This is a genomic window from Candidatus Pelagibacter sp. HIMB1483 (assembly GCF_052048135.1).
GTDB lineage: Bacteria > Pseudomonadota > Alphaproteobacteria > Pelagibacterales > Pelagibacteraceae > Pelagibacter.
On sequence record NZ_JBNAIM010000002.1, the window covers coordinates 931,701 to 953,713 of the forward strand.

At 30.6% G+C, this 22,013-nt stretch carries 23 protein-coding genes; 9 read left to right on the forward strand and 14 right to left on the reverse strand.

The genetic code is table 11. The features are described 5' to 3' along the window. The first annotated feature begins 8 nt into the window (after positions 1 to 8). The 6 genes from purE (at position 9) to ACTTAV_RS05765 (ending at position 3,633) form a co-directional block, all read left to right on the forward strand. Positions 9 to 500: a 5-(carboxyamino)imidazole ribonucleotide mutase gene (gene purE, locus ACTTAV_RS05740; RefSeq protein ID WP_440670828.1), complete on the forward strand. Its 492-nt coding sequence runs from the start codon at positions 9 to 11 to the stop codon at positions 498 to 500. Position 501: 1 nt separating this feature from the next. Further along, positions 502 to 1,548, forward strand: a complete 1,047-nt coding sequence (locus tag ACTTAV_RS05745; RefSeq protein ID WP_440670829.1) for a 5-(carboxyamino)imidazole ribonucleotide synthase — start codon at positions 502 to 504, stop codon at positions 1,546 to 1,548. Further along, positions 1,549 to 2,016 carry a GNAT family N-acetyltransferase gene (locus ACTTAV_RS05750; RefSeq protein WP_440670830.1) on the forward strand — a complete coding sequence of 156 codons (468 nt, stop codon included), beginning with the start codon at positions 1,549 to 1,551 and terminating at the stop codon, positions 2,014 to 2,016. Between the two features lie 115 nt (positions 2,017 to 2,131). Then, positions 2,132 to 2,338 (forward strand): cold-shock protein, encoded by a 207-nt coding sequence (locus ACTTAV_RS05755; RefSeq protein ID WP_075519460.1) that lies wholly within the window; start codon positions 2,132 to 2,134, stop codon positions 2,336 to 2,338. 108 nt (positions 2,339 to 2,446) lie between these two features. Next, positions 2,447 to 3,196, forward strand: coding sequence for an aspartate/glutamate racemase family protein (locus ACTTAV_RS05760; protein WP_440670831.1), 750 nt, complete (start codon positions 2,447 to 2,449; stop codon positions 3,194 to 3,196). Further along, positions 3,196 to 3,633 carry a hypothetical protein gene (locus tag ACTTAV_RS05765; protein ID WP_440670832.1) on the forward strand — a complete coding sequence of 146 codons (438 nt, stop codon included), beginning with the start codon at positions 3,196 to 3,198 and terminating at the stop codon, positions 3,631 to 3,633. Before ACTTAV_RS05760 ends, ACTTAV_RS05765 begins: the two co-directional genes overlap by 1 nt. On the opposite strand, the gene ACTTAV_RS05770 is transcribed toward ACTTAV_RS05765, so the two are convergent. After that, on the reverse strand, positions 3,623 to 3,937 hold the full coding sequence (locus ACTTAV_RS05770) for a hypothetical protein (protein ID WP_440670833.1): 315 nt from the start codon (positions 3,935 to 3,937) through the stop codon (positions 3,623 to 3,625). The genes ACTTAV_RS05765 and ACTTAV_RS05770 overlap by 11 nt on opposite strands. Positions 3,938 to 4,101: 164 nt before the next feature. Here ACTTAV_RS05770 and ACTTAV_RS05775 point away from each other — a divergent pair, with 164 nt between their 5' ends. Continuing rightward, positions 4,102 to 4,950 carry a DMT family transporter gene (locus ACTTAV_RS05775; protein WP_440670834.1) on the forward strand — a complete coding sequence of 283 codons (849 nt, stop codon included), beginning with the start codon at positions 4,102 to 4,104 and terminating at the stop codon, positions 4,948 to 4,950. 9 nt (positions 4,951 to 4,959) lie between these two features. Here the strand turns inward: ACTTAV_RS05775 and ACTTAV_RS05780 are convergent, their stop codons facing one another. Genes ACTTAV_RS05780 through ACTTAV_RS05795 form a run of 4 tightly spaced genes read right to left on the reverse strand, consistent with a single transcriptional unit; the run spans position 4,960 to position 10,066 of the window. Next, the gene (locus tag ACTTAV_RS05780; RefSeq protein WP_440670835.1) at positions 4,960 to 5,547 is read right to left on the reverse strand and encodes a sarcosine oxidase subunit gamma family protein; all 588 of its coding nucleotides are present in this window, start codon (positions 5,545 to 5,547) and stop codon (positions 4,960 to 4,962) included. Then, positions 5,544 to 8,540 carry a sarcosine oxidase subunit alpha family protein gene (locus ACTTAV_RS05785; protein WP_440670837.1) on the reverse strand — a complete coding sequence of 999 codons (2,997 nt, stop codon included), beginning with the start codon at positions 8,538 to 8,540 and terminating at the stop codon, positions 5,544 to 5,546. Before ACTTAV_RS05785 ends, ACTTAV_RS05780 begins: the two co-directional genes overlap by 4 nt. Next, positions 8,540 to 8,809 (reverse strand): sarcosine oxidase subunit delta, encoded by a 270-nt coding sequence (locus ACTTAV_RS05790; protein ID WP_440670839.1) that lies wholly within the window; start codon positions 8,807 to 8,809, stop codon positions 8,540 to 8,542. Before ACTTAV_RS05790 ends, ACTTAV_RS05785 begins: the two co-directional genes overlap by 1 nt. Beyond that, a complete protein-coding gene (locus ACTTAV_RS05795) occupies positions 8,810 to 10,066 on the reverse strand; it encodes a sarcosine oxidase subunit beta family protein (protein WP_440670840.1) in 1,257 nt (418 codons plus the stop codon). A gap of 126 nt (positions 10,067 to 10,192) precedes the next feature. Here ACTTAV_RS05795 and ACTTAV_RS05800 point away from each other — a divergent pair, with 126 nt between their 5' ends. Next, positions 10,193 to 11,878, forward strand: coding sequence for a formate--tetrahydrofolate ligase (locus ACTTAV_RS05800; protein ID WP_440670842.1), 1,686 nt, complete (start codon positions 10,193 to 10,195; stop codon positions 11,876 to 11,878). Here the strand turns inward: ACTTAV_RS05800 and ACTTAV_RS05805 are convergent. From ACTTAV_RS05805 to ACTTAV_RS05815, 3 genes are read right to left on the reverse strand one after another with little or no spacing between them, the layout of a single operon-like run. Continuing rightward, on the reverse strand, positions 11,875 to 12,657 hold the full coding sequence (locus ACTTAV_RS05805) for a glutamine amidotransferase-related protein (protein ID WP_440670843.1): 783 nt from the start codon (positions 12,655 to 12,657) through the stop codon (positions 11,875 to 11,877). The two genes, ACTTAV_RS05800 and ACTTAV_RS05805, sit on opposite strands and share 4 nt — an antisense overlap. After that, positions 12,654 to 13,814, reverse strand: coding sequence for an iron-containing alcohol dehydrogenase (locus tag ACTTAV_RS05810; RefSeq protein WP_440670844.1), 1,161 nt, complete (start codon positions 13,812 to 13,814; stop codon positions 12,654 to 12,656). The genes ACTTAV_RS05805 and ACTTAV_RS05810 overlap by 4 nt, the downstream gene beginning before the upstream one ends. 8 nt (positions 13,815 to 13,822) lie before the next feature. After that, positions 13,823 to 14,782, reverse strand: coding sequence for a glycerol-3-phosphate dehydrogenase (locus ACTTAV_RS05815; protein WP_440670845.1), 960 nt, complete (start codon positions 14,780 to 14,782; stop codon positions 13,823 to 13,825). Positions 14,783 to 14,928: 146 nt separating this feature from the next. On the opposite strand from ACTTAV_RS05815, the gene ACTTAV_RS05820 reads away from it, so the two are divergent. Beyond that, a complete protein-coding gene (locus ACTTAV_RS05820; protein WP_440670846.1) occupies positions 14,929 to 16,260 on the forward strand; it encodes an NAD(P)-binding domain-containing protein in 1,332 nt (443 codons plus the stop codon). A 7-nt stretch (positions 16,261 to 16,267) separates the two neighbouring features. On the opposite strand, the gene ACTTAV_RS05825 is transcribed toward ACTTAV_RS05820, so the two are convergent. From ACTTAV_RS05825 to ACTTAV_RS05850, 6 genes are all read right to left on the reverse strand, one after another. Then, positions 16,268 to 18,421 (reverse strand): ABC transporter permease, encoded by a 2,154-nt coding sequence (locus ACTTAV_RS05825; RefSeq protein WP_440670847.1) that lies wholly within the window; start codon positions 18,419 to 18,421, stop codon positions 16,268 to 16,270. 3 nt (positions 18,422 to 18,424) lie between these two features. Beyond that, positions 18,425 to 19,453, reverse strand: coding sequence for a quaternary amine ABC transporter ATP-binding protein (locus ACTTAV_RS05830; RefSeq protein WP_440670848.1), 1,029 nt, complete (start codon positions 19,451 to 19,453; stop codon positions 18,425 to 18,427). A gap of 66 nt (positions 19,454 to 19,519) precedes the next feature. After that, positions 19,520 to 20,071: a hypothetical protein gene (locus ACTTAV_RS05835; RefSeq protein WP_440670850.1), complete on the reverse strand. Its 552-nt coding sequence runs from the start codon at positions 20,069 to 20,071 to the stop codon at positions 19,520 to 19,522. Further along, on the reverse strand, positions 20,072 to 20,449 hold the full coding sequence (locus ACTTAV_RS05840) for a hypothetical protein (RefSeq protein WP_440670851.1): 378 nt from the start codon (positions 20,447 to 20,449) through the stop codon (positions 20,072 to 20,074). 34 nt (positions 20,450 to 20,483) lie between these two features. Continuing rightward, on the reverse strand, positions 20,484 to 20,945 hold the full coding sequence (locus ACTTAV_RS05845) for a hypothetical protein (protein ID WP_440670852.1): 462 nt from the start codon (positions 20,943 to 20,945) through the stop codon (positions 20,484 to 20,486). Positions 20,946 to 21,012: 67 nt separating this feature from the next. Then, complete coding sequence (locus tag ACTTAV_RS05850) at positions 21,013 to 21,960, reverse strand: ABC transporter substrate-binding protein (RefSeq protein WP_440670853.1); 948 nt, start codon at positions 21,958 to 21,960, stop codon at positions 21,013 to 21,015. Positions 21,961 to 22,013 lie beyond the last annotated feature (53 nt).

Below are 22,013 nucleotides of genomic sequence, written 5' to 3' on the forward strand. Positions count from 1 at the left end.
CAAAAATCATGAAAAAGAATAAATTTCTTAAAGTGGCAATTGTTATGGGTAGTCAATCTGACTACAAAACTATGAAATTAGCTGTAAATATACTTAAAAAACTGAAAATAAAGTATGAAACTAAAATAATATCAGCTCATCGAACTCCAAAAAGAATGTATGAATTTGCTATTACGGCTAAAAAAAATAATATTGGAGTAATTATTGCAGGTGCAGGAGGTTCCGCTCATCTACCTGGAATGATTTCAGCTATAACTTCAATTCCAGTTTTAGGGGTTCCAATAGAAAGTAAAAAGCTTAAAGGATTAGACAGCTTGCTATCTATAGTTCAAATGCCCAAAGGTATTCCAGTCGGAACTTTAGCTATAGGTGAAGATGGCGCAATTAATGCTGCCCTACTCGCAGCATCCATCATTGCAAATAACAATTCTTTGGTTAAAAAAAAACTAGATTCTTGGCGACTATCTCAAACAAAATCTGTCAGAAAAAAACCTAAATAAAATGTCAGAAAAAAAACTGGGTATAATTGGTGGTGGTCAGTTGGGAAGTTTACTGTCTGCTGCTGCCAAAAAATTAAATATCAAAACTACTGTCTATTGTGATGATATTGATGGACCAGCACAACACTTTTGCGATGATTTTATTTTTGGAAAATACGATGACAAACAAAAAATTTTAGAATTTATAAAAAAAGTTGACATAATAAGTTATGAGTTTGAAAATATTCCTTACGATACCCTTAACGAAATGAATAAGTTAAAACCTGTTCTACCAAAACCTTCTGTCAATAGATTAATTCAACATAGACTAGCAGAAAAAGATTTTGTAAATAAACTTAACATACGAACTACAAGATATATATCGGTCGAGAAAAAATCCGATATAGAGACATTACAAGATTTACTCCCTGGAATTTTAAAAACAACAACCATGGGTTATGATGGTAAAGGACAATATCCAATTAATAAAATTGAAGATATTGAAACTCTAAATATTGATTTTTCTAAAGGTTATATATTAGAGAAAATGGTAAAACTTAAAAAAGAAATTTCAGTAATTGTTACTAGATTTTCTAATAATAATTATTCTATATATGAACCAATAGAAAATATGCATCAAGATCAAATACTTAAACACTCGGTAATACCTGCATTAATAAGTAAAAAAATATTGGATCAATCAAAAGACTGGGCAACTAGAATAGCTGAAGAACTAAAGTATATAGGAACACTTTGTGTTGAATTTTTTATTGATAGAAATGAAAACCTGTATGTCAATGAAATAGCTCCTAGAGTTCATAACTCTGGTCATTTAACTATAAATGCATACAACGTTAGTCAATTTGAAAACCATGTTAGAGCTGTGTGTTCTATGGAAAAAATTCCATTAAAAAAAATATCTAATGCAAAGATGATAAATTTAATAGGAAAACAAATAGAGCCTTACAGACAAAATCTCAAATTAAATGATAACGAATTTTTCTATGATTATTTAAAAAAAGAGATAAAAGACAAAAGAAAAATGGGTCATATAACAACTTTAATATAAATGCTAAAATCAATTGAGGGAAATTTTGATCACCCAGAAGTTAATAAACTTCTTACAAAACATTTTATTGAATTAAGAGCTGCTTCACCAGAAGGAAGTGCTCATGTTTTAGATATACCAGGATTAAAAGTTTCATCAATCAAGTTTTGGAGTCTTTGGGAAAATGAGAATTTATTTGGTTGTGGAGCTTTAAAGTTTCTAGATGAAAATCATGGTGAATTTAAATCAATTAGAATACATGATGATTTTAGAAACAAAGGTTATGGTATAAAAGTTATTGAGTACTTAATTAATGAGGCAATGAAATTAAATATAAAAAGAATAAGCTTAGAGACAGGTGCTGGTAAATTTTTTGATCCTGCTAGAAAGTTGTTCAAAAAATGTGATTTTAAGCCTTGTGAACCATTTGCTCATTATAAAGAGGATATAAACTCTTTATATTTAACCAAGATTATTAACAACAATTAATTTAAAAAGAACTATAAAGTATCAATTTTGTTGACAAAACCCATTTAATTCTAAAGAAAGCCTAAATTACTTAATTATAAGTAATAAATTAACATAACTAAAGTAAGAAAAAAATATGAGTCTACAAGGTAAAGTAAAATGGTTCAATCCAACTAAAGGTTTTGGTTTTATTGAACGTGACGATAAAGAAAAAGATGTGTTTGTACATGTTTCAGCTGTAAGAGATGCTGGTATGAACGGTTTAGATGAGGGTCAAGCTTTGACTTTCGATGTTGAAGATGGTCCTAAAGGTCCTTCAGCAGTTAACTTAAAAACTGCATAATTTTCACAATCACTTATTGGCTATAATCAATTTTAATTTAGATAAAAAAAATTAATTTATTTTTATAGCCAATACATTATTCTACAAATAAAACATAATATTTAAATTATGATTGGTATTTTAGGTGGAATGGGTACTCAAGCTGGTCTTGATTTCTGCAACAAACTTGCAATTCTTAATAGAGGTAAGATTGACCAAGATTATCCTTTGTTTTTATTATACAATAAATCAAATATCCCAGGCAGACCAGAGTCAATAGGAATTCATACTGGCAAACTTTCTAATAAAGCAAATAATAAAAAAAGTAAGAAGAAATATTTATTAGTTTTAAAAAGTCTTGTTAAAGGTTGTCAACTTCTAAAAAAAAGTAATTGTAAATTTATAGTTATTCCCTGTAATACAGCTCATTACTGGTTTGATGATTTACAAAGTAAAACTAAATTGCCAATTATAAATATGCCTAAAGAAGTTTTTAAAGAAACCAAAAAAAAATGTAAAAAAAACTCATCCGTAGGTTTGCTTGCGACTGAAGGAACTTTAATGACTGGTGTTTACAATAAATTTTTTGATAAAGATTATAATTTAATTTTTCCAAGTAATAATATTCAAAAAAGTTCCGTAAATAAAGCAATTAAATTTGTAAAAATGGGAAAAGTAAAATTAGCTAATAAATCTATACAACCTGCAATAAATTATTTAATTAAAAAAAAGTGTAAAAAGATAATTCTTGGATGCACTGAACTTCCAATAGCTATTTTTGCTTTTAAATCATTTAAAACAATTAAATCATCAAAAGTTTTCTTAGACCCAAATTTGATTTTGGCAAATGCAGCAATGAAAAAATATAAAAGTAAATAATGGTATCTAAGGAAAAACCTTATGTATTATTAGTTGCAGAATTAATCTATTTAGAGATATGCAAAATTAAAAATTTAAATCCAGATTTTTCTAATGTTAATGCTATTGAAGCCTTTATTGGTTCTGATGTTTATAAAGAAATTAGTAGCGGTGTATTTCATGATAACTTAATTAAGAAATTAGAAAAAAATAATTTTGTAGAAAATAAAACAAAAAAAAAGATACCTGAAGAGACTATAAGATTACTTCAAATCCAAAAAGATTTGACAACCAAACAATTAATTCAATTTCCAAATTTATATTATGCCAAAAGTCACTATCCACTAGAAATTTCTCAAAGAGCCTTTGATCATTTATGGAGAATGTGTGAAAGTTATGAATTATGGTGTAAAGAAACCAAACAAAAACATTTAATTTATTTAAAAATTACTGATTGATATTTTTAAGGTTTAGTTTTTGTCTTGTGAGTTTTATTCTTTTTTCAACTAGTAGCATAAGTTGTTTATTTAAATCTTTATTATCATTGTTTTCTTCAATTTTATCTTTGACAAAAGTTAGAGAATCTTTTCCAGTTGCATCTTCAATAGTTTTATTAATCATATATTGAGCTCCAGCTTTGTAAATATTGCCAGATGTAAAAGCTGTTAAACCAGGGCCAAGTATAGAAAAAACAGGAAAAAAACCAGTCAAAAAGAAAAACGAAACTATAATCATTAATATTTTAATAAATCTAAATTTCATTTCGAAATCATTTTTTTGTTAATCACAATTGAGAAGAATCTTATACATTTTTGAATACAACTCAAGGTAGAACTGTACTTTTGGCCTAAAAGCTCATTTTTCATAGACAAATTTAACTAAATTTGAGAATCAATTGTAAGTAATTTTTTTTTATAAAACCTAAAATGATCAGAATATATCCATTCATTTTTATTTTGTTATGGTCGTCAGCATTTATAACCACCAAGCCTATTGTTGATAATAGTGATCCTTTTTCAGCACTAGCTTTTAGATTTTTCTTTGTAGCATTAGGTTTTTATGCATTTTCTTTTTACTCTAAACAAACAATAATTGTTAATCAAAAAAATTTGATTGAATCTGTTCTAAGTGGAGTTCTTTTTCATGGATTTTATTTAGGTGGAGTTTTTTATTCTATTTCGATTGGTATGCCGACAGGTATAGCCGCATTGATAGTAACTCTGCAACCAATTTTAACCAATGCACTAAGTGGACCTATATTGGGAGAAAAAGTTACAAACAAACAATGGACTGGAGTTTTGCTGGGATTTACAGGTGCAGTATTAGTTTTAGGTTTAGATATCGGTTCAAACATTCCAATTCTAGGACTACTAGCAACAATAGTAGCACTTATTTCAATAACTGCCTCTACAATTTGGCAAAAAAAATTAAGTAATAACCTACCTTTATCAGTAAGCAATTTCTATCAGGCTATTGGAGGGTGCTTGTTTCATATTTTTGCAATAATATTAATAAGCAAACCTTACATTAATTTTACAGATACATTTTTAATAGCCATGAGTCATCAAATATTCTTAGTCTCATTTGGTGCTTTTACAATATTGATGTTTCTTATTAAGAATAATTCAGCAAGTAAAACTGTATCGATTTTTTTTTTAATACCAACTACTTCTGCTTTTATGGCTTGGCTTTTTCTAAATGAAAAATTAACTACATTAGATATTATTGGTTTCTTACTAACCACAATTGGTGTTTATATTGCTACACGTGATTAAAAATACTTTTTAAATTGATATATAGCCAAATTCTAATGATGCATCAGTAATAGAATGATATAAAGACTCTCCAAAACTTCGAAGAGCTAAGATTCTTATTTTGTCAGGATTATTATCTAACATATCAACGGTGAATGTGATTCCATTGTATGTAGAATTTACAGAATTGTTTTTTTCTAATATATTAAAATTAAAGGGACATCCTTTTTTCAAAACTTCTTTTACATTTTGTCCCTCTATTTCAATTATAGCTCTTGAATGAGATAAGTCAGTAACTGCAAAGTCTGTTTCTTTTAAATTTTGCAAAATATCTTTAAGTAAATCTTTCTTTGTTGAAACTAAAATCCAATTTTTTGGACCATTCCATAAAATTCTTGTATCTTTGTTATTTGTTACGCTTAATGGCTTTTCATTCAATTTAAGACCGTCTAAATCAATATTTTCAATTGAAATAGAAGAATTTTTATACTGAACTATTTGAGCTATCAATAGATTCTTGTTTTCAGTGATCTTTAAAAGATTATTTTCTTTTTTATTTTCATAATCCCCAAACTGGCCTTTTGAATGTACATTTGCTAAAGCTGAAATTGAACTCATGATCTTACCCTTTCACCTTTTGGATCAACATAATGTGATGAAACTATTTCAACTGGTATAACTTTGTTTTTAAGTGGAGACATTACAAATAATTTTTCACCAATCATATTTTTTCCATCTTTAAGGATTGCTAAAGAAAATGGATTGTCATATTCAACACTCCAACATGAAGCTGAAATGTAACCCAATTTAGGATTTGGCAAAGGTGCTTTTGCATCTTTAACCAAGTGAGATCCTTCTGGAATACTTGTCTTTTTATCTAATGGAACTACTCCAACAACTTTTTGTCTATCTGCTGCTGTAAATGCTTCTCTTGTTAAAGATCTTTTTCCTATAAAATCTTTTTTCTTACTTAGCAGTCCTTCCAATGAATTATCATATGGTATAGTTCTTCCATCAAGCTCTGATCCTGCAACGTGACCCATCTCTATTCTTAGAGTTGACAATGCTTCTGTGCCATAGGGCTGGATGTTAAATTCTTTTCCAATTTCAATAATTTTTTCCCACATAAAGTTTCCATTGTCAGACTCAACATTTAACTCATAGGCAAGCTCGCCTGAAAATGAAATTCTAAAAATTCTAGCTTTTACACCAAACAATTCTGCCTCCATATAGCCCATGAAAGGCAGTCCTTCATTTGAAACATCAGAATTAGGAAATAACTTTTTTAATAAATCTCTAGACTTAGGTCCCGCAATTGCTGCTCCTGCCCATTGTTCTGTGGTTGAAACTACATTAACATTTAATTCTGGCCAAACTAATTGTAAATAATACTCTAAATGTGAGAGAACATTAGCAGCTTGAGCTGTCGTTGTTGTCATATGATAATGATTTTCTGAAATTCTTGTGGTTGTTCCATCGTCCATTACTATTCCATCTTCTCTCAACATCACACCATACCTAGCTTTACCAACTGGTAACTTTAGCCAAGCATTGGTATAAACTCTATTTAATAGTTCTGCGGCATCTGGACCTTTAATATCTATTTTTCCTAATGTAGTTACATCACAAACTCCAACATTTGTTCTTACATTCTTGGCTTCTCTTTTCGATGCTTCGAATAAGTTTTCATTTCCTTGTTTATAATATCTTGGTCTTAACCATACTCCAGCATCCACAAAAACTGCGTTGTTTTTTTCATGCCAATAATGCATTGGAGATTTTCTAGTTGGTTTAGAATGTTTGCCTACTTCTCTACCCACAATGGCTCCAATTGAAACTGGTGTGTAAGGTGGTCTAAAAGTAGTATGTCCAACTGCTGGCACAACTTTATTTTCTATTTTAGATACTAATTGTAAGCCGTTTAGATTACTGGTCTTCCCTTGGTCAGTTGCCATTCCTAATGTGGTATATCTTTTGACATGTTCTATTGATCGATAGCCCTCTTTTAAAGCTATTTCTACATCTGAAACTGCTACATCATTTTGAAAATCTAAAAACCTTTTATAATTTTTACCTTTAGGAAGTGGTACACACCAAAATTTATCATGAACAGTTGATTTTTTTTCAACAACGTTTGGGAAAGAAATCTTATTATCAGTATTAGTAATTTTTTTTGATAATTCATAACCAGTTTCGAATGAACTTTTTAAAGTTTCTTCTAAAGTATAAATTCCATTTGCAGCACCTAATGTTCTCTCGTTTTGTTTTGATTTGCCTGGAACAAATGCATCAATTTCTTCATTAAACTTTGTTTTATTTCCAGACTGCGAAGCCAAATGAATAGTTGGTGTCCAGAAACCAGAAACACATATACAATCGCACTTGATGTTTTCAATTACACCAAGTTCTTCTTTATTATCTGAGATTTTTGCAATATCAGCTGATTTTACTTTTTTGTAACCTTGTGCAGCCACTACTACATAAGAAAATTTAATATCTATTCCTAAATTTTTTGCTTCATCAACTATTTCTGACTGAGGATCTTTTCTTGTATCTAAAATTACAGGATCAATGCCATTCTTTTTAAATTCAATTCCTGTTTCATAACCACTATCATTGTTAGTAAATATTAGAGGATTTTTACCAACTAATACACCATACACTTTTAAATATTCTTTTGCTGCTGATGACAACATTACTCCAGGAGTATCATTATTTCCAAAAACAATTGGCCTCTCAATAGATCCAGATGAAATTAAAACTTCTTTAGCTCTTATGTACCATAGTCTTTGTTTAGGATGAAATTTTTTTGTCTCTGGTAAATGATCACTAATTCTTTCAGACATCACTAACATATTGTGATCATAATAACCAAAAACTTGAGATCTATTTTTAATAGTTACATTAGGCATTTCTTTAAGTTCAGCAATAATTCCGTCAGCCCACTCTTTGCCTGTTTTGTTTCCAATATTAACTTCGTTTGTAAGTAAAGTTCCACCAAATCTTGCTTTATCTTCTGCTAATATAACTTTTGCTCCATTTTTTGCTGCAGCATATGCGCTTGCTAAACCAGATGGACCTGAGCCAGCAATTAATAAATCGCAATATTCATATTTATGCTCATATCTCTCTTTATCGTGTTTAATAGAAGCAACACCGAGTCCAGCTGCTTTTCTAATGAATGGTTCATAAACTTTGTACCAAAAACTTTTCGGCCACATAAAAGTTTTGTAATAAAATCCAGCTGGTAGAAAAATCTTTAAAAAATTATTTATTGCTCCTATATCAAAGTTAACACTTGGCCAACAATTTACACTTTTTGCCTCTAGACCTTCAAAAAGTTCTTGTTCTGTGGCTTTAATATTTGGTTCAGTTTCTCCATTTCTGTAAAGTTGAACTATTGCGTAGGGCTCATCCACTCCCGCTCCAAAAAATCCTCTTGGTCTATGATATTTAAAACTTCTTCCTACTAAATGAACTCCATTAGCTATTAATGCAGATGCTAAAGTATCTCCTTCATAACCATAATAACTTTTTCCATTAAATTTAAATGAAATTTTTTTATTTCTATTTATTAATCCAATATTTTCCAATCTAAAGCTTTGAGTCATTAAGAAATTTCCTCGTTAGCTTTGAGGGTATTAAAAATCTCATGAGTTGCTGTATCTCTCTCAACTTTTATCCATTGTCTGCAACCTGATATATGTTGCCACAATTCCCAGTGTTTTCCTCTTAAACTTTTTCTATTATAAACAAAATTATCCCAATCTTGATCTGAAACTTCCTTATTAAGCTCTGGTCTTTTAACGCTAGCATCTCCTCCATAAGAAAATTCATTTTGTGATCTCATACCACAATGTGGACATTTAATATGAAGCATTTATGAAATCCAAGTTTTTGTACCAAGTCCCTTTTCATCAAGCAAGTGACCAGTGCTAAATCTATTTAAACTGTATCCAGAATTTAGTTCGTGAACCCTATCTTGTGCAATTGTGTGTGCGAATGTCCAACCAGATGCTGGGGTTGCTTTAAAACCACCATAACACCAACCACAATTTAAATATAAACCTTCAATGTGAGTTTTATCTATAATAGGTGAACCATCCATCGACATATCCATTATTCCTCCCCATGTTCTTAGCATTTTTAATTTGCTTAAAAATGGCATCATCGCTATTCCCTCAGTTAATACATGTTGAAGAGTTGGTAAGTTTCCTCTTTGAGCATAACTATTATAGCCATCTAAATCACCACCCATTACCATCTCACCTTTATCTGATTGACTTATATAAAAATGTCCCGCACCAAAAGTGACTACTTTATCCAAAACTGGTTTAACTGGTTCAGAAACGCAAGCCTGTAACAAGTGTGTTTCAATTGGTAAGGTCATGTTTAATTTTTCAGCTAAAATATTAGTACTACCCGCAACACATAATCCAATTTTTTTTGCTTTAATATTTCCACGAGATGTTCTTACTCCATTAATTTTTCCTGCTGAAACATCAAATCCAGTCACTTCACAATTTTGAATTATATCAACACCCATTGAGTCTGCTTGACGAGCATAACCCCAAGCTACTGCATCATGTCTTGCGGTACCTGCACTAGGCTGCATAAGTCCACCAAAAATTGGAAATCTTACATTATCTGAAAAGTCTGCCATTGGAATAATTTCTCTTACTTCTTCTCTATTTAAAAGAACTGCATCAATACCATTTAACCTCATTGAGTTTCCTCTTCTTGCATAAACATTCATTTGTGCATCAGAGTGTGCAAGATTTATAATTCCCCTTGGAGAAAACATTACATTGTAATTTAAATCCTGACTCATCTTTCTCCATAAATTCATTCCAAATTCACTAAACAAAGCATTGTCGTCATGCATATAATTTGATCTTATTATAGTTGTATTACGCCCGACATTTCCTCCGCCAATCCAACCTTTTTCTATTATTGCAACATTTGTAATTTGATGCTCTTTTGCCAAGTAATAAGCGGTTGCTAGACCATGGCCTCCACCTCCTATTATTACTACATCATATTCTTCCTTTGGAGTAGGATCTTTCCAGGCTAAATCCCAATTATCATGATTAGAAAAAGCGTTTTTAACTAGATTAAATATTGAATATTTTTGCATGTTTAAATTTTATAATAATGAATATAAATAGTTCATATTTTTTTTATATATAATTTTTAGATATTTCCAAAGGTGCTAAAAAGAGATACTAATCAATCATCTTTTTAAATAATTTAGAGGACTTTAATGAGTGAAGTAAAATCAGACATACAAATAGCAAGAGAAGCTAAAATGCAACCTATCAAAGAGATTTTAGCTAAAATCAATGTTCCCGATGAAAGTTCAGCATTCAGTCCAATGGGACGTCACATAGCAAAAATAAATTTAGAATATTTAGATAGTTTGAAAAGTAAAAAAAATGGAAAATTAATTTTGGTTACGGCAATAACACCAACTCCAGCAGGGGAAGGAAAAACAACTACCTCAGTTGGATTAAATGATGGGCTAAACAAAATTGGAAAAAAATCTATAGTGTGTTTGAGAGAACCAAGCTTAGGCCCTTCTTTTGGAATGAAAGGTGGTGCTGCAGGTGGAGGATATGCTCAAGTTGTTCCTATGGAACAAATTAATTTACATTTCACTGGTGACTTTCACGCTATTACATCTGCACATAATTTACTTTCAGCACTAATTGATAATCATATTTATTGGGGAAACAAACTAAACATAGATGTTAGAAGAGTAGTTTGGAAAAGAGTAATGGATATGAATGATAGATCATTAAGATCTATTGTAGTTGACTTAGGAGGTGTTGCTAACGGTTATCCTAGACAAGATGGCTTTGATATCACTGTAGCTTCAGAAATCATGGCTATATTTTGTCTTGCTACAGATTTAAATGATTTAGAAAAAAGAATTGGAAATATTACAATCGCATACACAAGGAATAAAAAAGCAATTTATGCAAAAGACTTAAATGCACAAGGACCAATGACTGTTCTTTTAAAAGAAGCTATAAGACCAAACGTCACTCAAACTTTAGAGAATAATCCAGCAATAATTCATGGTGGGCCATTTGCAAATATAGCTCACGGATGTAATTCTGTTATAGCAACTAAAGCAGGTCTTAAACTATCAGAGTATGTCGTTACCGAAGCAGGATTTGGTGCTGATCTTGGAGCTGAAAAATTTTTAGATATCAAATGTAGAAAATCAGGAATTAAACCAGATTGTGTTGTAATTGTTGCAACGATAAGAGCTCTTAAGATGCATGGGGGAGTAGCAAAAGATGATTTAAAAAAAGAAAATGTTGATGCATTAAAGAAAGGTTTAATCAACTTAGAAAGGCACATAAATAATACAAGAAAATTTGGTTTACCAGTCACAATTGCTGTAAATCATTTTATAACCGACTCCGATAAAGAAATGAATGCCTTACTTGATTTTTGCAAAACTCAAGGTGTAAAAGCCTCTAAATGTACACATTGGTCAAACGGCGGAGAAGGCACCAAAGAATTAGCAAAAAATGTAGTTGAAATTTGTGAGGAAAATAAAAATACTTTCAAATACTTATACGAAGATAGATTGCCATTATTTAAAAAAATTGAAAAAATTGCACAAGAAATTTATCATGCTAGTGAGGTTGTTGCAGATACAAAAACGAGACAACAATTAAAAGATTTTGAAGAAAAAGGTTATGGAAATCTTCCAGTATGTATTGCTAAAACTCAGTACAGTTTTTCAACAGATCCTAATCTTAAAGGAGCTCCTACTGGACATGTATTACCAGTTAGAGAAGTAAGATTATCATCAGGTGCAGAGTTTATTGTTGTTGTTTGTGGAGAAATAATGACAATGCCAGGTCTGCCAAGAGTACCGGCAGCAGACTCAATCAAATTAAATGATAAAGGTGAGATAGAAGGTTTATTTTAACTTAATTGATTAAGCCAATTTTTTAATTCTAACATTCTTTTTTCTTTGTTAGTTACTAAAATTTCTTTTTTTATAAATGAAATATGTTTTTCAACTTCCCCAGTGTCTTTAAAAACTTTTCTATTTTCAATTAATTTATCTTTTCTAAATTCAATTAAGCTTATCATTTTTTCATATGTTATTTCTGGGTGATATTGCAAACCCCAAACTTTAGTATCATTTATTTCAAAATATAAACTTTGTATTTTGTTTATCTTATTAGAAGCTAGACAAATCCCATTTCTTGGCAATTTTACAACTTCATCAAAATTAAAAGCAGGGGAATTAAATTTTATATCTTTATTAACATAAAGAGGATGGTTTATTCCATTTTCATTTACTTCAATTTCATTTGCTATTCCAATATGCGAGTTATTTGCTTTTTTAACCTGACCTCCAGCAGCAGTAACTGCTACTTGCATACCCCAGCAAATAGCTAAAATTTTTTTTACTTTTTTTTGACAATCTTTCATAAATTCAATTTGCTTTTTGATTTCTGGGGTATCATCATAAATATTTAAGCTACTACCTCCCCATATTAGCCCATCATAATTTTCAAGTTTGTCAGATATTAATTGAATATTTTGATCTGATGATGGATTAACAACATCAAATTTTAATTCATTAGTGAAATAAGCAAGACTATCTTTTAAACTTTCTGTATGAGTTTGTATCCCAACTTTTGAAAAACTTTGATTTTCCTCTCTTAAATTTCCTTCAACAATTAAGATATTCTTCATTTGAATAAATTTCCTGTAATACTGTACTCATACATCATCTTCAGATCATCTTTATCAATTTCTCTTGGATTTCCAGTTGTTGATGGATCTTCGTATGCCATTAAAGATAATTCATCTAAATTGATTTTTGAACAATCCATAACATCAGAGAGCTTATGAGGAATTAACAGTTCTTTTCTTAAATCTAATATCCATTCTAAAAAGCTATCAAATTTTTTATCTAAACCTAAGTAATCACATATTGAAATTATTTTTTTTTCTATAGAATTTTTGTTAAATGTTAAAACATACGGCATAAAAATTGCATTTGATAATCCGTGATGAATATTATATTGGGCATTTACAGGATGGCTCAATGAATGAATAGCACCTAATCCTTTTTGAAAAGCTGTTGAACCCATTGATGAAGCTGTTAATAAATTTTGTCTTGCCTCAACATTTCCTCCATCTTTGAATGCAACTACCAGTGATTTCTTAATCAACTTCATTCCTTCTAATGCAATACCTTCTGCCATTGGATGATAGTTTGGTGCACAAAAAGCCTCAAGGTTATGAGCTAATGCATCCATACCTGTAGCTGCTGTTAATCTTGGAGAAAGTTCTAAGGTTAATTTTGGATCTAAAATAACAATTGAAGGTAATATTTTTGGATGAAAAATAATTTTTTTAATACCTGTTTTTTTATTTATGATAGCTGATGCTCGACCTGTCTCAGATCCTGTTCCAGCTGTTGTTGGAATTGCAATTATTGGTGAGATATTTTTTTCATCAGCTCTTTTCCAATAATCTCCTATATCTTCAAAATCCCAAATAGGCCTATTTTGCCCCGACATAAACGCAATAGCTTTTCCAACATCAATTGCACTTCCCCCTCCAATCGCAATAACTCCATCACAATTATTTTTTTTAAATTCATTTACACCCTCATCAACATTTTCTCCAATTGGATTTCCAGAAAAATTTGAAAAAATTTTTAATTCTTGAAATTTACTTTTAATTTCATTTATAATTTTTTGTATGAAAGGTAAATTAATTAAATCTTTATCAGTAACAAATAAAGGTTTGGTAATTTTTAAATTTATACATGCTTCCCCCAAATCATTTACTCTATCTTCACCAACCCAAACTGTTGTCGGATAATTCCAATTAAATTTCATATATAATCTTAACTGAATTTGAGTTTTTTATTATTCAATATTGCTCTAAACAAATTGACCATTAAAGGAATTTTCTTTTTGTCAATTTTTTTTAATATAAATGGTGCAATTTCTCTGACAAGTTGCTCTCCCTCGACAGTATCATTTGGCATAAATTTTTTCTTTGCAATTTTAAATGTATAACCTTTACCTAAGTAACTTCCCATTTTACTATTTCGACCACCCGCTGCACTAACATATAAGTCTCCAGCTCCAGCAAGTCCTAGGGTAGTTTCTTCTTTGCCTTTAAAAAATTTAGTTAAAAAAATCATTTCTAAAATTGATTTCTGAAATAAATTAGATGAAGCATTTAAGCTTTGACCGGCTCCAATTATCATTGAATATATGTTTTTAATTGCAGAACATACCTCAACCCCAATGACATCTTTAGAAAATTCAGCAAGATAATATTTTGTTGAAATTCTTTTTCCAATTTTTTTCGCAAAATTGATACTTTTATTTGCTATGACAACACTTGTTTGATTTTTTCTAGCTAATTCTTTTGCTAGACAAGGACCCTTTAAAACTGACACATTTTTTATTCCAGAGTTTCTTATTAAATTTTCTGAAATTGTTAAAATTTTCTTATCTTTAGATATATATTTTAATCCTTTAGTAAGCACTAAAACTGGAGTTTTTATCTTTTTATGTCTTAATTTTTTAGCAATAAAATCAATTCCAGGTAAACTTAAAGCAATTACTAAAAGATCAAATTTTTCCTCTAAAAGATCACTTGAAAATTTCCTAAATTTTAACTTACTTGGAAGTTTAATTTTTAATGCAGAATGAAACTTTTTTTTTGAGGATAAATCTTTTATAAATCTTTTTGAGTAAGGTTCGGTAATTGTGACAACATTTTTATTTTCAAGACATGGGATCGTAAAAGCAGAACCCATTGCACCACCACCAATTACCAAAATTTTTTTCATATGTTATTAGCTCAAAAATTATGTGTTTAATACAACACATACGAGAGAAAGTAATCTCAAATAATCCTAGTTTTATTGTAATATTTTATTTTAAATTCCCAATTTTGTTAGTAAAATAATTTTACAAATTAAAATTTGGTAACTTAATGACAAAAGTAGCAATAATAGGAGCTGGACCATGTGGATTGTCTATGCTCAGAGCATTTGAATTAGCAGAAAAAAATGGTGAAAAAATCCCTGAAATAGTTTGTTTTGAAAAACAAGAGGACTGGGGAGGATTGTGGAACTATAATTGGAGAACTGGTTCTGATCAGTATGGAGATCCTGTGCATAACAGCATGTACAGATATTTATGGTCAAATGGACCAAAAGAGTGTTTAGAATTTGCAGATTATTCATTTGATGAACATTTTGGAAAAGCTATTCCTTCTTTTCCTCCTAGAGCAGTTTTGTATGACTACATTATTGGAAGAGTAAGCAAAGGAAAATTAAAAAGTAAAATCAAATTCAACACTAGAGTAGTAAATACAATTTATAAAAATGATAAATTTGAAGTTAGTTATCAAGATAAAGTTAACGATAAAGTATTAAAAGATAATTTCGATTTTGTAGTAGTTTCCACTGGACATTTTTCTGTTCCTTACATTCCAGAATATGAAGGAATGAATTCTTTTCCTGGAAGAATTATGCATTCCCATGATTTTAGAGATGCAGAGGAATTTAGAAATAAGAATGTAATTGTTCTAGGCAGTAGTTATTCTGCTGAAGATGTGGCGCTTCAATGCAACAAGTACGGTGCTAAAAGCGTAACCATTGGATACAGACATAATCCTATGGGATTTAAGTGGCCGAAAGGAATGAAAGAAGTTCATTACTTAGATAGACTAGAAGGGAAAAAAGCGATTTTTAAAGATGGCACTGAGCAAGAAGCTGATGTGGTAATTTTATGTACTGGGTATCTTCATCATTTTCCTTTTTTAGAGGAAAATTTACAGTTAAAAACTAAAAACAGACTTTATCCACCAAAGTTATATAAGGGTGTGGTTTGGCAAAACAATCACAAACTTTTATATCTTGGTATGCAAGATCAGTTTCATACATTTAATATGTTTGACTGTCAGGCTTGGTATGCAAGAGACGTGATAATGAATAAAATTAAAATCCCAAATGATAAGGAAATTGAAAGTGATATTAACAAATGGGTTGCACTTGAGGAAAAATTAGAAAACCCAGATCAAATGATAGATTTTCAAACAGAGTACACAAAAGAACTTCATGAGATGTCAGATTATCCTAAAATTGATTTTGAATTAATTAGAAAGCACTTTAAGGAATGGGAACATCATAAAGTTGAGGACATATTAACTTATAGAAACAAATCTTTTTCTTCTCCTGTAACAGGATCTGTTGCTCCGATTCATCACACACCATGGGCAGAAGCAATGGATGATTCATTAAAAACTTTTTTGAATAAATAATTTTATATTAATCAATACCTAGGTGTTTTTTTCTTTTCTCAACCCAAGATCTAATTAGGTTATCAAATATCAAAGCTATAAAGGCCACACAAATACCAAGTGTTAATCCTATGCCTGCACCATTTTTATCAGATAGCGCTTTGAGAATATATTGGCCCAAATCTTCTGTACCAATGAATGCTCCGATAATTACCATAAATAAAGCAAACACAATTGTTTGATTTATACCAAGCATCATATGAGGGAATGCTAAAGGAAACTCTATTTTTGTTAATCTCTGAAATTTATTCACGCCAGACATGGTTGCTGCATCGTGTAAACCAGCTGGAACACTTCTAAGTCCTTCGATTGTATATCTAGTCGCTGGTATCGTTGCGTAAACTATAACTGCAATTAATACTGATGTATCAGTGATACCAAATAACATCATTACAGGTATTAAATATACAAAAGACGGAAATGTTTGAAAAATATCACATACGCCCAACATAAAATTTGCCGAATGTTTATTTTGAAAGCATAAAGTTCCAACAGTAAATCCAATAATACAAGATACTATTACTCCAAAAGTTGCCATATAAGCCGTGACTAGCGCTCTATCCCACCATGGGCTAAATGCAATGAATAGAGTTAAAGCACAAACTACTAAAGCTGAACGAATTCCACCAATCAAGTACCCTGCACCAACCACTAAAACTATTGTAGCAATTACAGGCATTCTTAAATATAGCGCTCTCATTGGTTGAAGCACTTCTTGAATCAACCACGTGTTAAATGCTTTGATATATACAAAAAAGGTTTCAAAAATCCAGTCAACACCTCTATTCCAAAAATCAGCGGTTGATATTCCTTTATTGTGCGGAATTTCAAATAAGTAATTAAATGTACCTTTGAATAAAAAGGTACCAACATAAGCAAGAATTATTCCAATCACTACTGTCCCTGCAAAAAATATCAAATTTTTATTTCTCTGATAAAATGTAAGATTGCCAAAATAATCTTCTTGTTTATTTGCCCATGCTAATGACATCTTATCTAATAAAATTGCAATCAAACTAATACATAAACCTGCCTCTAGTGCTAATCCAATATTCAATTGGTTTAATGCTAGTAATAAATTAAATCCCAAACCTTTGGCACCAATAAAAGCTGAAATAACTGCCATTGAAAAACAAACCATGATAACTTGGTTCACTCCAATTAGAATATCTCTCCTTGCAGTTGGAATTAATACCTTAAACATTAATTGCCAATTATTACATCCACTCATTCTACCAGCTTCAATTACTTCTGGGGGTACAGCTCTTAATCCTAATATAGTTAATAATATCATTGGTGGTACAGCCACAACCATAGTTATAATAACTGCAGCATGATCGCCTACTCCAAAAAGCACAAGCGCTGGCACTAATACAGCGTATTGTGGCATCGTCTGCATCACTAATAATATTGGATATAAAGCTTTCTCAACTCGTTTACTTTTAAATGCTGCTATTCCTAAACCCAAACCAAAAACAAATGATAATGGAGCTGCAACTAATATAAATGAAAGAGTTTGCATGGATGGTTTCCATTGACCAAATATAGAAATATAAACCATAGTTAAACCTGCAAACAAAGCTAAACCTTTTCCACTAAGTTTGTATGAAAGTAATGCTGCGCCTACTGCAACAATAGTCCATGGCAATCCAGGTATTTCAGCCCAAGGATTTTTATCTATCCAGTCCCAACTAGTAAATGCTACTATAGTTTCAAGGCCTCCTAATAAAATCTCTCTAATTAAATTTATTAAAAAAGTCATGAATGCTGTTAAATTTCTACTTATTTCTAAAACTATCGGTCTACTTTTAAATTCTTGAGTATCTTCATTCCAAATTTCAATTGGCATCCATTCGTTCATTAAGAAAAATAATGAGTCATTTATCCAAATAGGTAACCATCCAAGAAGCGGAGGCAATCTCCAGAAAACATCAAAAGCATAGTATCTTACTTCTTTGCCTAAAAATACATAACTACTTTGATTTGGATCCTTAACGAATTCTGCTTGACCCCGGATAAATTTATATGTTTCTGGAACTTCTATTGCAAAACATAAAGCAAAAAAAACAATTAACAGAAATAACCATTGAAATGTCTTAGGATATTTTTTTAAAAGTTCCATTATTTAATTATTTTTTTTTCTTCCCCCAAAAACTGTATTGATTATTTTAGCAGGATTAATAGAACCAATAATCTTATTATTTTTATCTACCACTGCTACTGCTTTTTCTTGTGTAAGAATTTTTTCAGCAACATTTTCAATAATCTCATCATTCATAACCTTTAAATCTCCAAGATTATCCTTAGATGCTTCCATTACATCTTCTATTAATAAAACTTTTTCTCTTGGCACTTCTTCTGTAAACTTTCTTACGTATTCGGTAGCTGGATTTAAAACAATATTGGCTGGTGTATCTAACTGCTCAATAATACCATCTTTCATAATTGCGATACGGTCAGCAAGTTTTAACGCCTCATCAAAATCATGAGTAATAAACATGATTGTTTTTTGTAATTTTTCCTGAAGCCTCAAAAACTCATCTTGCATTTCTTTTCTAATTAATGGATCTAAGGCAGAAAAGGGTTCATCTAAAAACCATATATCAGGCTCTACCGCTAGAGATCTTGCGATACCTACTCTTTGCTGTTGTCCTCCTGATAATTCTCTTGGAAAATAATTTTCTCTCCCATCAAGTCCAACCAACTTAACCATGTCCATTGCTTTACTAATACTATCTTCAGTTTTGACACCTTTAATTTGAAGTGGAAAAGCTATATTTTCAACAACAGTTTTATGTGGAAGCAAAGCAAAACTTTGAAAAACCATTCCCATTTTATTTCTTCTAAGTTCAATGAGTTCTTTATTATTAAGTTGTAATAAATCTTGGCCTTCTATAAAAATTTTTCCACCAGTTGCATCAGTTAATCGAGAAATACATCTTAATAATGTTGATTTACCTGAACCAGATAAACCCATAACAACCAACATTTCTCCTTTTGAAACTTCAAATGATGCATTATTTACACCAACTATACATCCATTATCTTGAAAAGTTTTAGCATCAACATTGCCATTAGATTCTTGAAGCATTTTTTGAGCGTTAGCTCCAAAAATTTTATAAACATTTTCACACTTGATAACTGGTTCAGACATAAATATTTATTTAAGTTATATGAAATTAAGGTAAAATTAAATCCATAATATTAATGTTTTTCCTCCTTAAAAATTTTTGATATAATAAACCCTAGTATCAATTCCTGTGCTTAAAAAACTTAATGCTTCACCACTAACAGTTATTGACTCATTAACTCCAACATTATCTCCACTTACTGTAAAACCAGCGTAGCATTTGTTTTTTTCATCATCCCACTTAACAAATGTTTCATCAATTTTGTTTCCGTTAATTGTGTAAATTTCATGTGCTCTAAAATTTAAAAAATTTGCACCCATAATTGCTCTTTGAGGTATTAATTTCGTTGCTTTACAAACCTGTTTATATACTTCATCTGTTAATTTAAAGTGTTCAGTGCCATCAAAAGTAACTAAAATTCCTGATGGTAGCTTAGAAATTAATTCACTTAATTTTTTTTCTTGTGCAATTCTTTCCTCCTCTAATTTCATTTTTCTCACCAGTTCATCACCCCCACCGAACATGATATTTAGAACTGAAAATGAAAAGAAAATAATAATAACTATAAGTACTAAACCTCCAAATTGTTTTATAGCTTCAGGTAAATCTTTAATTCTATTTAAATAATCTTCTTTTGACATCTAATCCTGCAACTTTCCATTTTTCCATGTACCTGATTTTTGTGTTCCATCCGAAGAAGTGAAAGTTCCTTTTCCATTCATAAAGCCCTTGGCCCACTCACCTTCATAAGTTGATCCATCAGGAAAAGTTAAAACACCTACTCCACTCCATTCACTATTTTTAAATTCACCTTTATAAATGTATCCGTTAGGCCAAGTTTCTACTCCTTGACCATTTTTTTTTGTTCCTACCCACTCTCCTTCGTATGTAGTTTTATCTGTATAAACCCATTTACCGAAACCATTTTCACAATTTCCTTCTTTACAGCCAGTACTTCGTGCTAATGCAACTGAAGTAATTAATAAACTTAAAATTATGCTGAGGAGATATTTTTTCATAACAACACTTTACACAAAATTTAACAAAAAAAAATCAGACTTTTTGATCATGTTTGATGCATGAATATATAAAGATATATTTTTCTGCGTTTTCACTTTTAATATTTCTTGTAATTTCATGAATTAATTCTCCTGTTTTTCTAGTGATGATACCTGACTCTGAATAATTGTTTTCTTTATCAATTGATTTAAATAAAACTACATCTTTATTCACAACTTTTACATTTAGTTTTGCTGACTCTGAAAGAAACGGTGATAATCCTTTAATTAGAAGTGTCTCTGGTTGTTTTGATTGAATTTCAAATTTATCTAAACCTTTTTCATTCAAATCTTTAGCTAAAAAAGTTTGATAATTATATTCTGAATTTTTAATTATTTTCTTATCTAAATCACAAACAAATTTAAGATCAATATTCTGACTAATGTTTACATCTTTTGCAAAAGTTTGACCAAAAAAAAATAAACTAATGAATATGCTTAAAAAGTATTTGCTCATATTTTTTTAAAAAAAAATCTCCCCCAACATTGTTGGGAGAGATTTAAAGATTTAATAGCTCTTAACCTTATTTAGTAAAAGCTTTCCAAACTTTCTTATTATCTTTCAGCCATTTTTTAGCTGCATCTTCATGAGTCATTTTGTCAACGTCAACTAAAGCTGCCATTGCACCAATTTGACTTGTTGTGAAAGAAAGTTTTTTGAACATTGCCGCTGCTTTTGGATGAGTTTTTGGAAAATCAGCATTAACTGCTTTTTTCAAATAACCATCTGGCGAACCACATTTTCCATCTCCACCATCTTCCGGTCTGCAACCTGCAGTGTATGGAGGAAAGTCTATAAATGTAAAACCAGCACCATCAGTAAAGTTAGGTGTCCAGTTAAAGATGATTGTTCCTCTTCCTTCTTTTTCAGCTGCCGCTAACTCTGCCCAAAGTGCATCAGCACTTCCAGCAAATTTAACCCACCAAAGATCTCCTAAACCTAAAGCGTCAACCCTTTGTGGAATTAAGTCACCGTGCCAAGTTTGTGGACCTTCCAACATTCTTCCTTTTCCATCTGGAGAGTCTGGTGTTGTAAAGTTTTTAGCACAGTCAGGATTTTTTAAAGCAGTCCAGTCTGGTAGTCCTGGGCATAATCCTTTTTCAGCAACCCAGTTTGGATATCCCATATCTTCAAGTGTTCTTGCTTCATGGTCACCCCAGTCTAACAATCCACCTTTATCCAAAGCAGTTGTGAATGATTTACCAAAAGCAGATTCCCACACTTCATGAGATATAGTTACGTCACCAATTCTAATTGACTCGTAAACTGCTTGAGAGTCAGCGTTAACATATTTAACATTATTTCCCATATCTTCCATTATTCCACCAATAACGTAAGCCATCACAATTTGGCTTGACCAGTTATGAGTTGGGATAACGATGGGCTTTTTACTATCTGCTGCGTTTGATATTCCAGCAAAACTTACTACTGAAATTATCATTGCAGATACTAATGATATTATTTTTCGCATTTATTCCCCTTTCTTAATATTAAGTGTGAATAGTATGTGCTTAAGTAAAATGA

Coding starts and splice junctions, on each gene's coding strand:
- purE (WP_440670828.1), top strand. CDS start 9: ATGAAAAAGAATAAATTTCTTAAAGTGGCAATTGTTATGGGTAGTCAA.
- ACTTAV_RS05745 (WP_440670829.1), top strand. CDS start 502: ATGTCAGAAAAAAAACTGGGTATAATTGGTGGTGGTCAGTTGGGAAGT.
- ACTTAV_RS05750 (WP_440670830.1), top strand. CDS start 1,549: ATGCTAAAATCAATTGAGGGAAATTTTGATCACCCAGAAGTTAATAAA.
- ACTTAV_RS05755 (WP_075519460.1), top strand. CDS start 2,132: ATGAGTCTACAAGGTAAAGTAAAATGGTTCAATCCAACTAAAGGTTTT.
- ACTTAV_RS05760 (WP_440670831.1), top strand. CDS start 2,447: ATGATTGGTATTTTAGGTGGAATGGGTACTCAAGCTGGTCTTGATTTC.
- ACTTAV_RS05765 (WP_440670832.1), top strand. CDS start 3,196: ATGGTATCTAAGGAAAAACCTTATGTATTATTAGTTGCAGAATTAATC.
- ACTTAV_RS05770 (WP_440670833.1), bottom strand. CDS start 3,937: ATGAAATTTAGATTTATTAAAATATTAATGATTATAGTTTCGTTTTTC.
- ACTTAV_RS05775 (WP_440670834.1), top strand. CDS start 4,102: ATGATCAGAATATATCCATTCATTTTTATTTTGTTATGGTCGTCAGCA.
- ACTTAV_RS05780 (WP_440670835.1), bottom strand. CDS start 5,547: ATGAGTTCAATTTCAGCTTTAGCAAATGTACATTCAAAAGGCCAGTTT.
- ACTTAV_RS05785 (WP_440670837.1), bottom strand. CDS start 8,540: ATGACTCAAAGCTTTAGATTGGAAAATATTGGATTAATAAATAGAAAT.
- ACTTAV_RS05790 (WP_440670839.1), bottom strand. CDS start 8,809: ATGCTTCATATTAAATGTCCACATTGTGGTATGAGATCACAAAATGAA.
- ACTTAV_RS05795 (WP_440670840.1), bottom strand. CDS start 10,066: ATGCAAAAATATTCAATATTTAATCTAGTTAAAAACGCTTTTTCTAAT.
- ACTTAV_RS05800 (WP_440670842.1), top strand. CDS start 10,193: ATGAGTGAAGTAAAATCAGACATACAAATAGCAAGAGAAGCTAAAATG.
- ACTTAV_RS05805 (WP_440670843.1), bottom strand. CDS start 12,657: ATGAAGAATATCTTAATTGTTGAAGGAAATTTAAGAGAGGAAAATCAA.
- ACTTAV_RS05810 (WP_440670844.1), bottom strand. CDS start 13,814: ATGAAATTTAATTGGAATTATCCGACAACAGTTTGGGTTGGTGAAGAT.
- ACTTAV_RS05815 (WP_440670845.1), bottom strand. CDS start 14,782: ATGAAAAAAATTTTGGTAATTGGTGGTGGTGCAATGGGTTCTGCTTTT.
- ACTTAV_RS05820 (WP_440670846.1), top strand. CDS start 14,929: ATGACAAAAGTAGCAATAATAGGAGCTGGACCATGTGGATTGTCTATG.
- ACTTAV_RS05825 (WP_440670847.1), bottom strand. CDS start 18,421: ATGGAACTTTTAAAAAAATATCCTAAGACATTTCAATGGTTATTTCTG.
- ACTTAV_RS05830 (WP_440670848.1), bottom strand. CDS start 19,453: ATGTCTGAACCAGTTATCAAGTGTGAAAATGTTTATAAAATTTTTGGA.
- ACTTAV_RS05835 (WP_440670850.1), bottom strand. CDS start 20,071: ATGTCAAAAGAAGATTATTTAAATAGAATTAAAGATTTACCTGAAGCT.
- ACTTAV_RS05840 (WP_440670851.1), bottom strand. CDS start 20,449: ATGAAAAAATATCTCCTCAGCATAATTTTAAGTTTATTAATTACTTCA.
- ACTTAV_RS05845 (WP_440670852.1), bottom strand. CDS start 20,945: ATGAGCAAATACTTTTTAAGCATATTCATTAGTTTATTTTTTTTTGGT.
- ACTTAV_RS05850 (WP_440670853.1), bottom strand. CDS start 21,960: ATGCGAAAAATAATATCATTAGTATCTGCAATGATAATTTCAGTAGTA.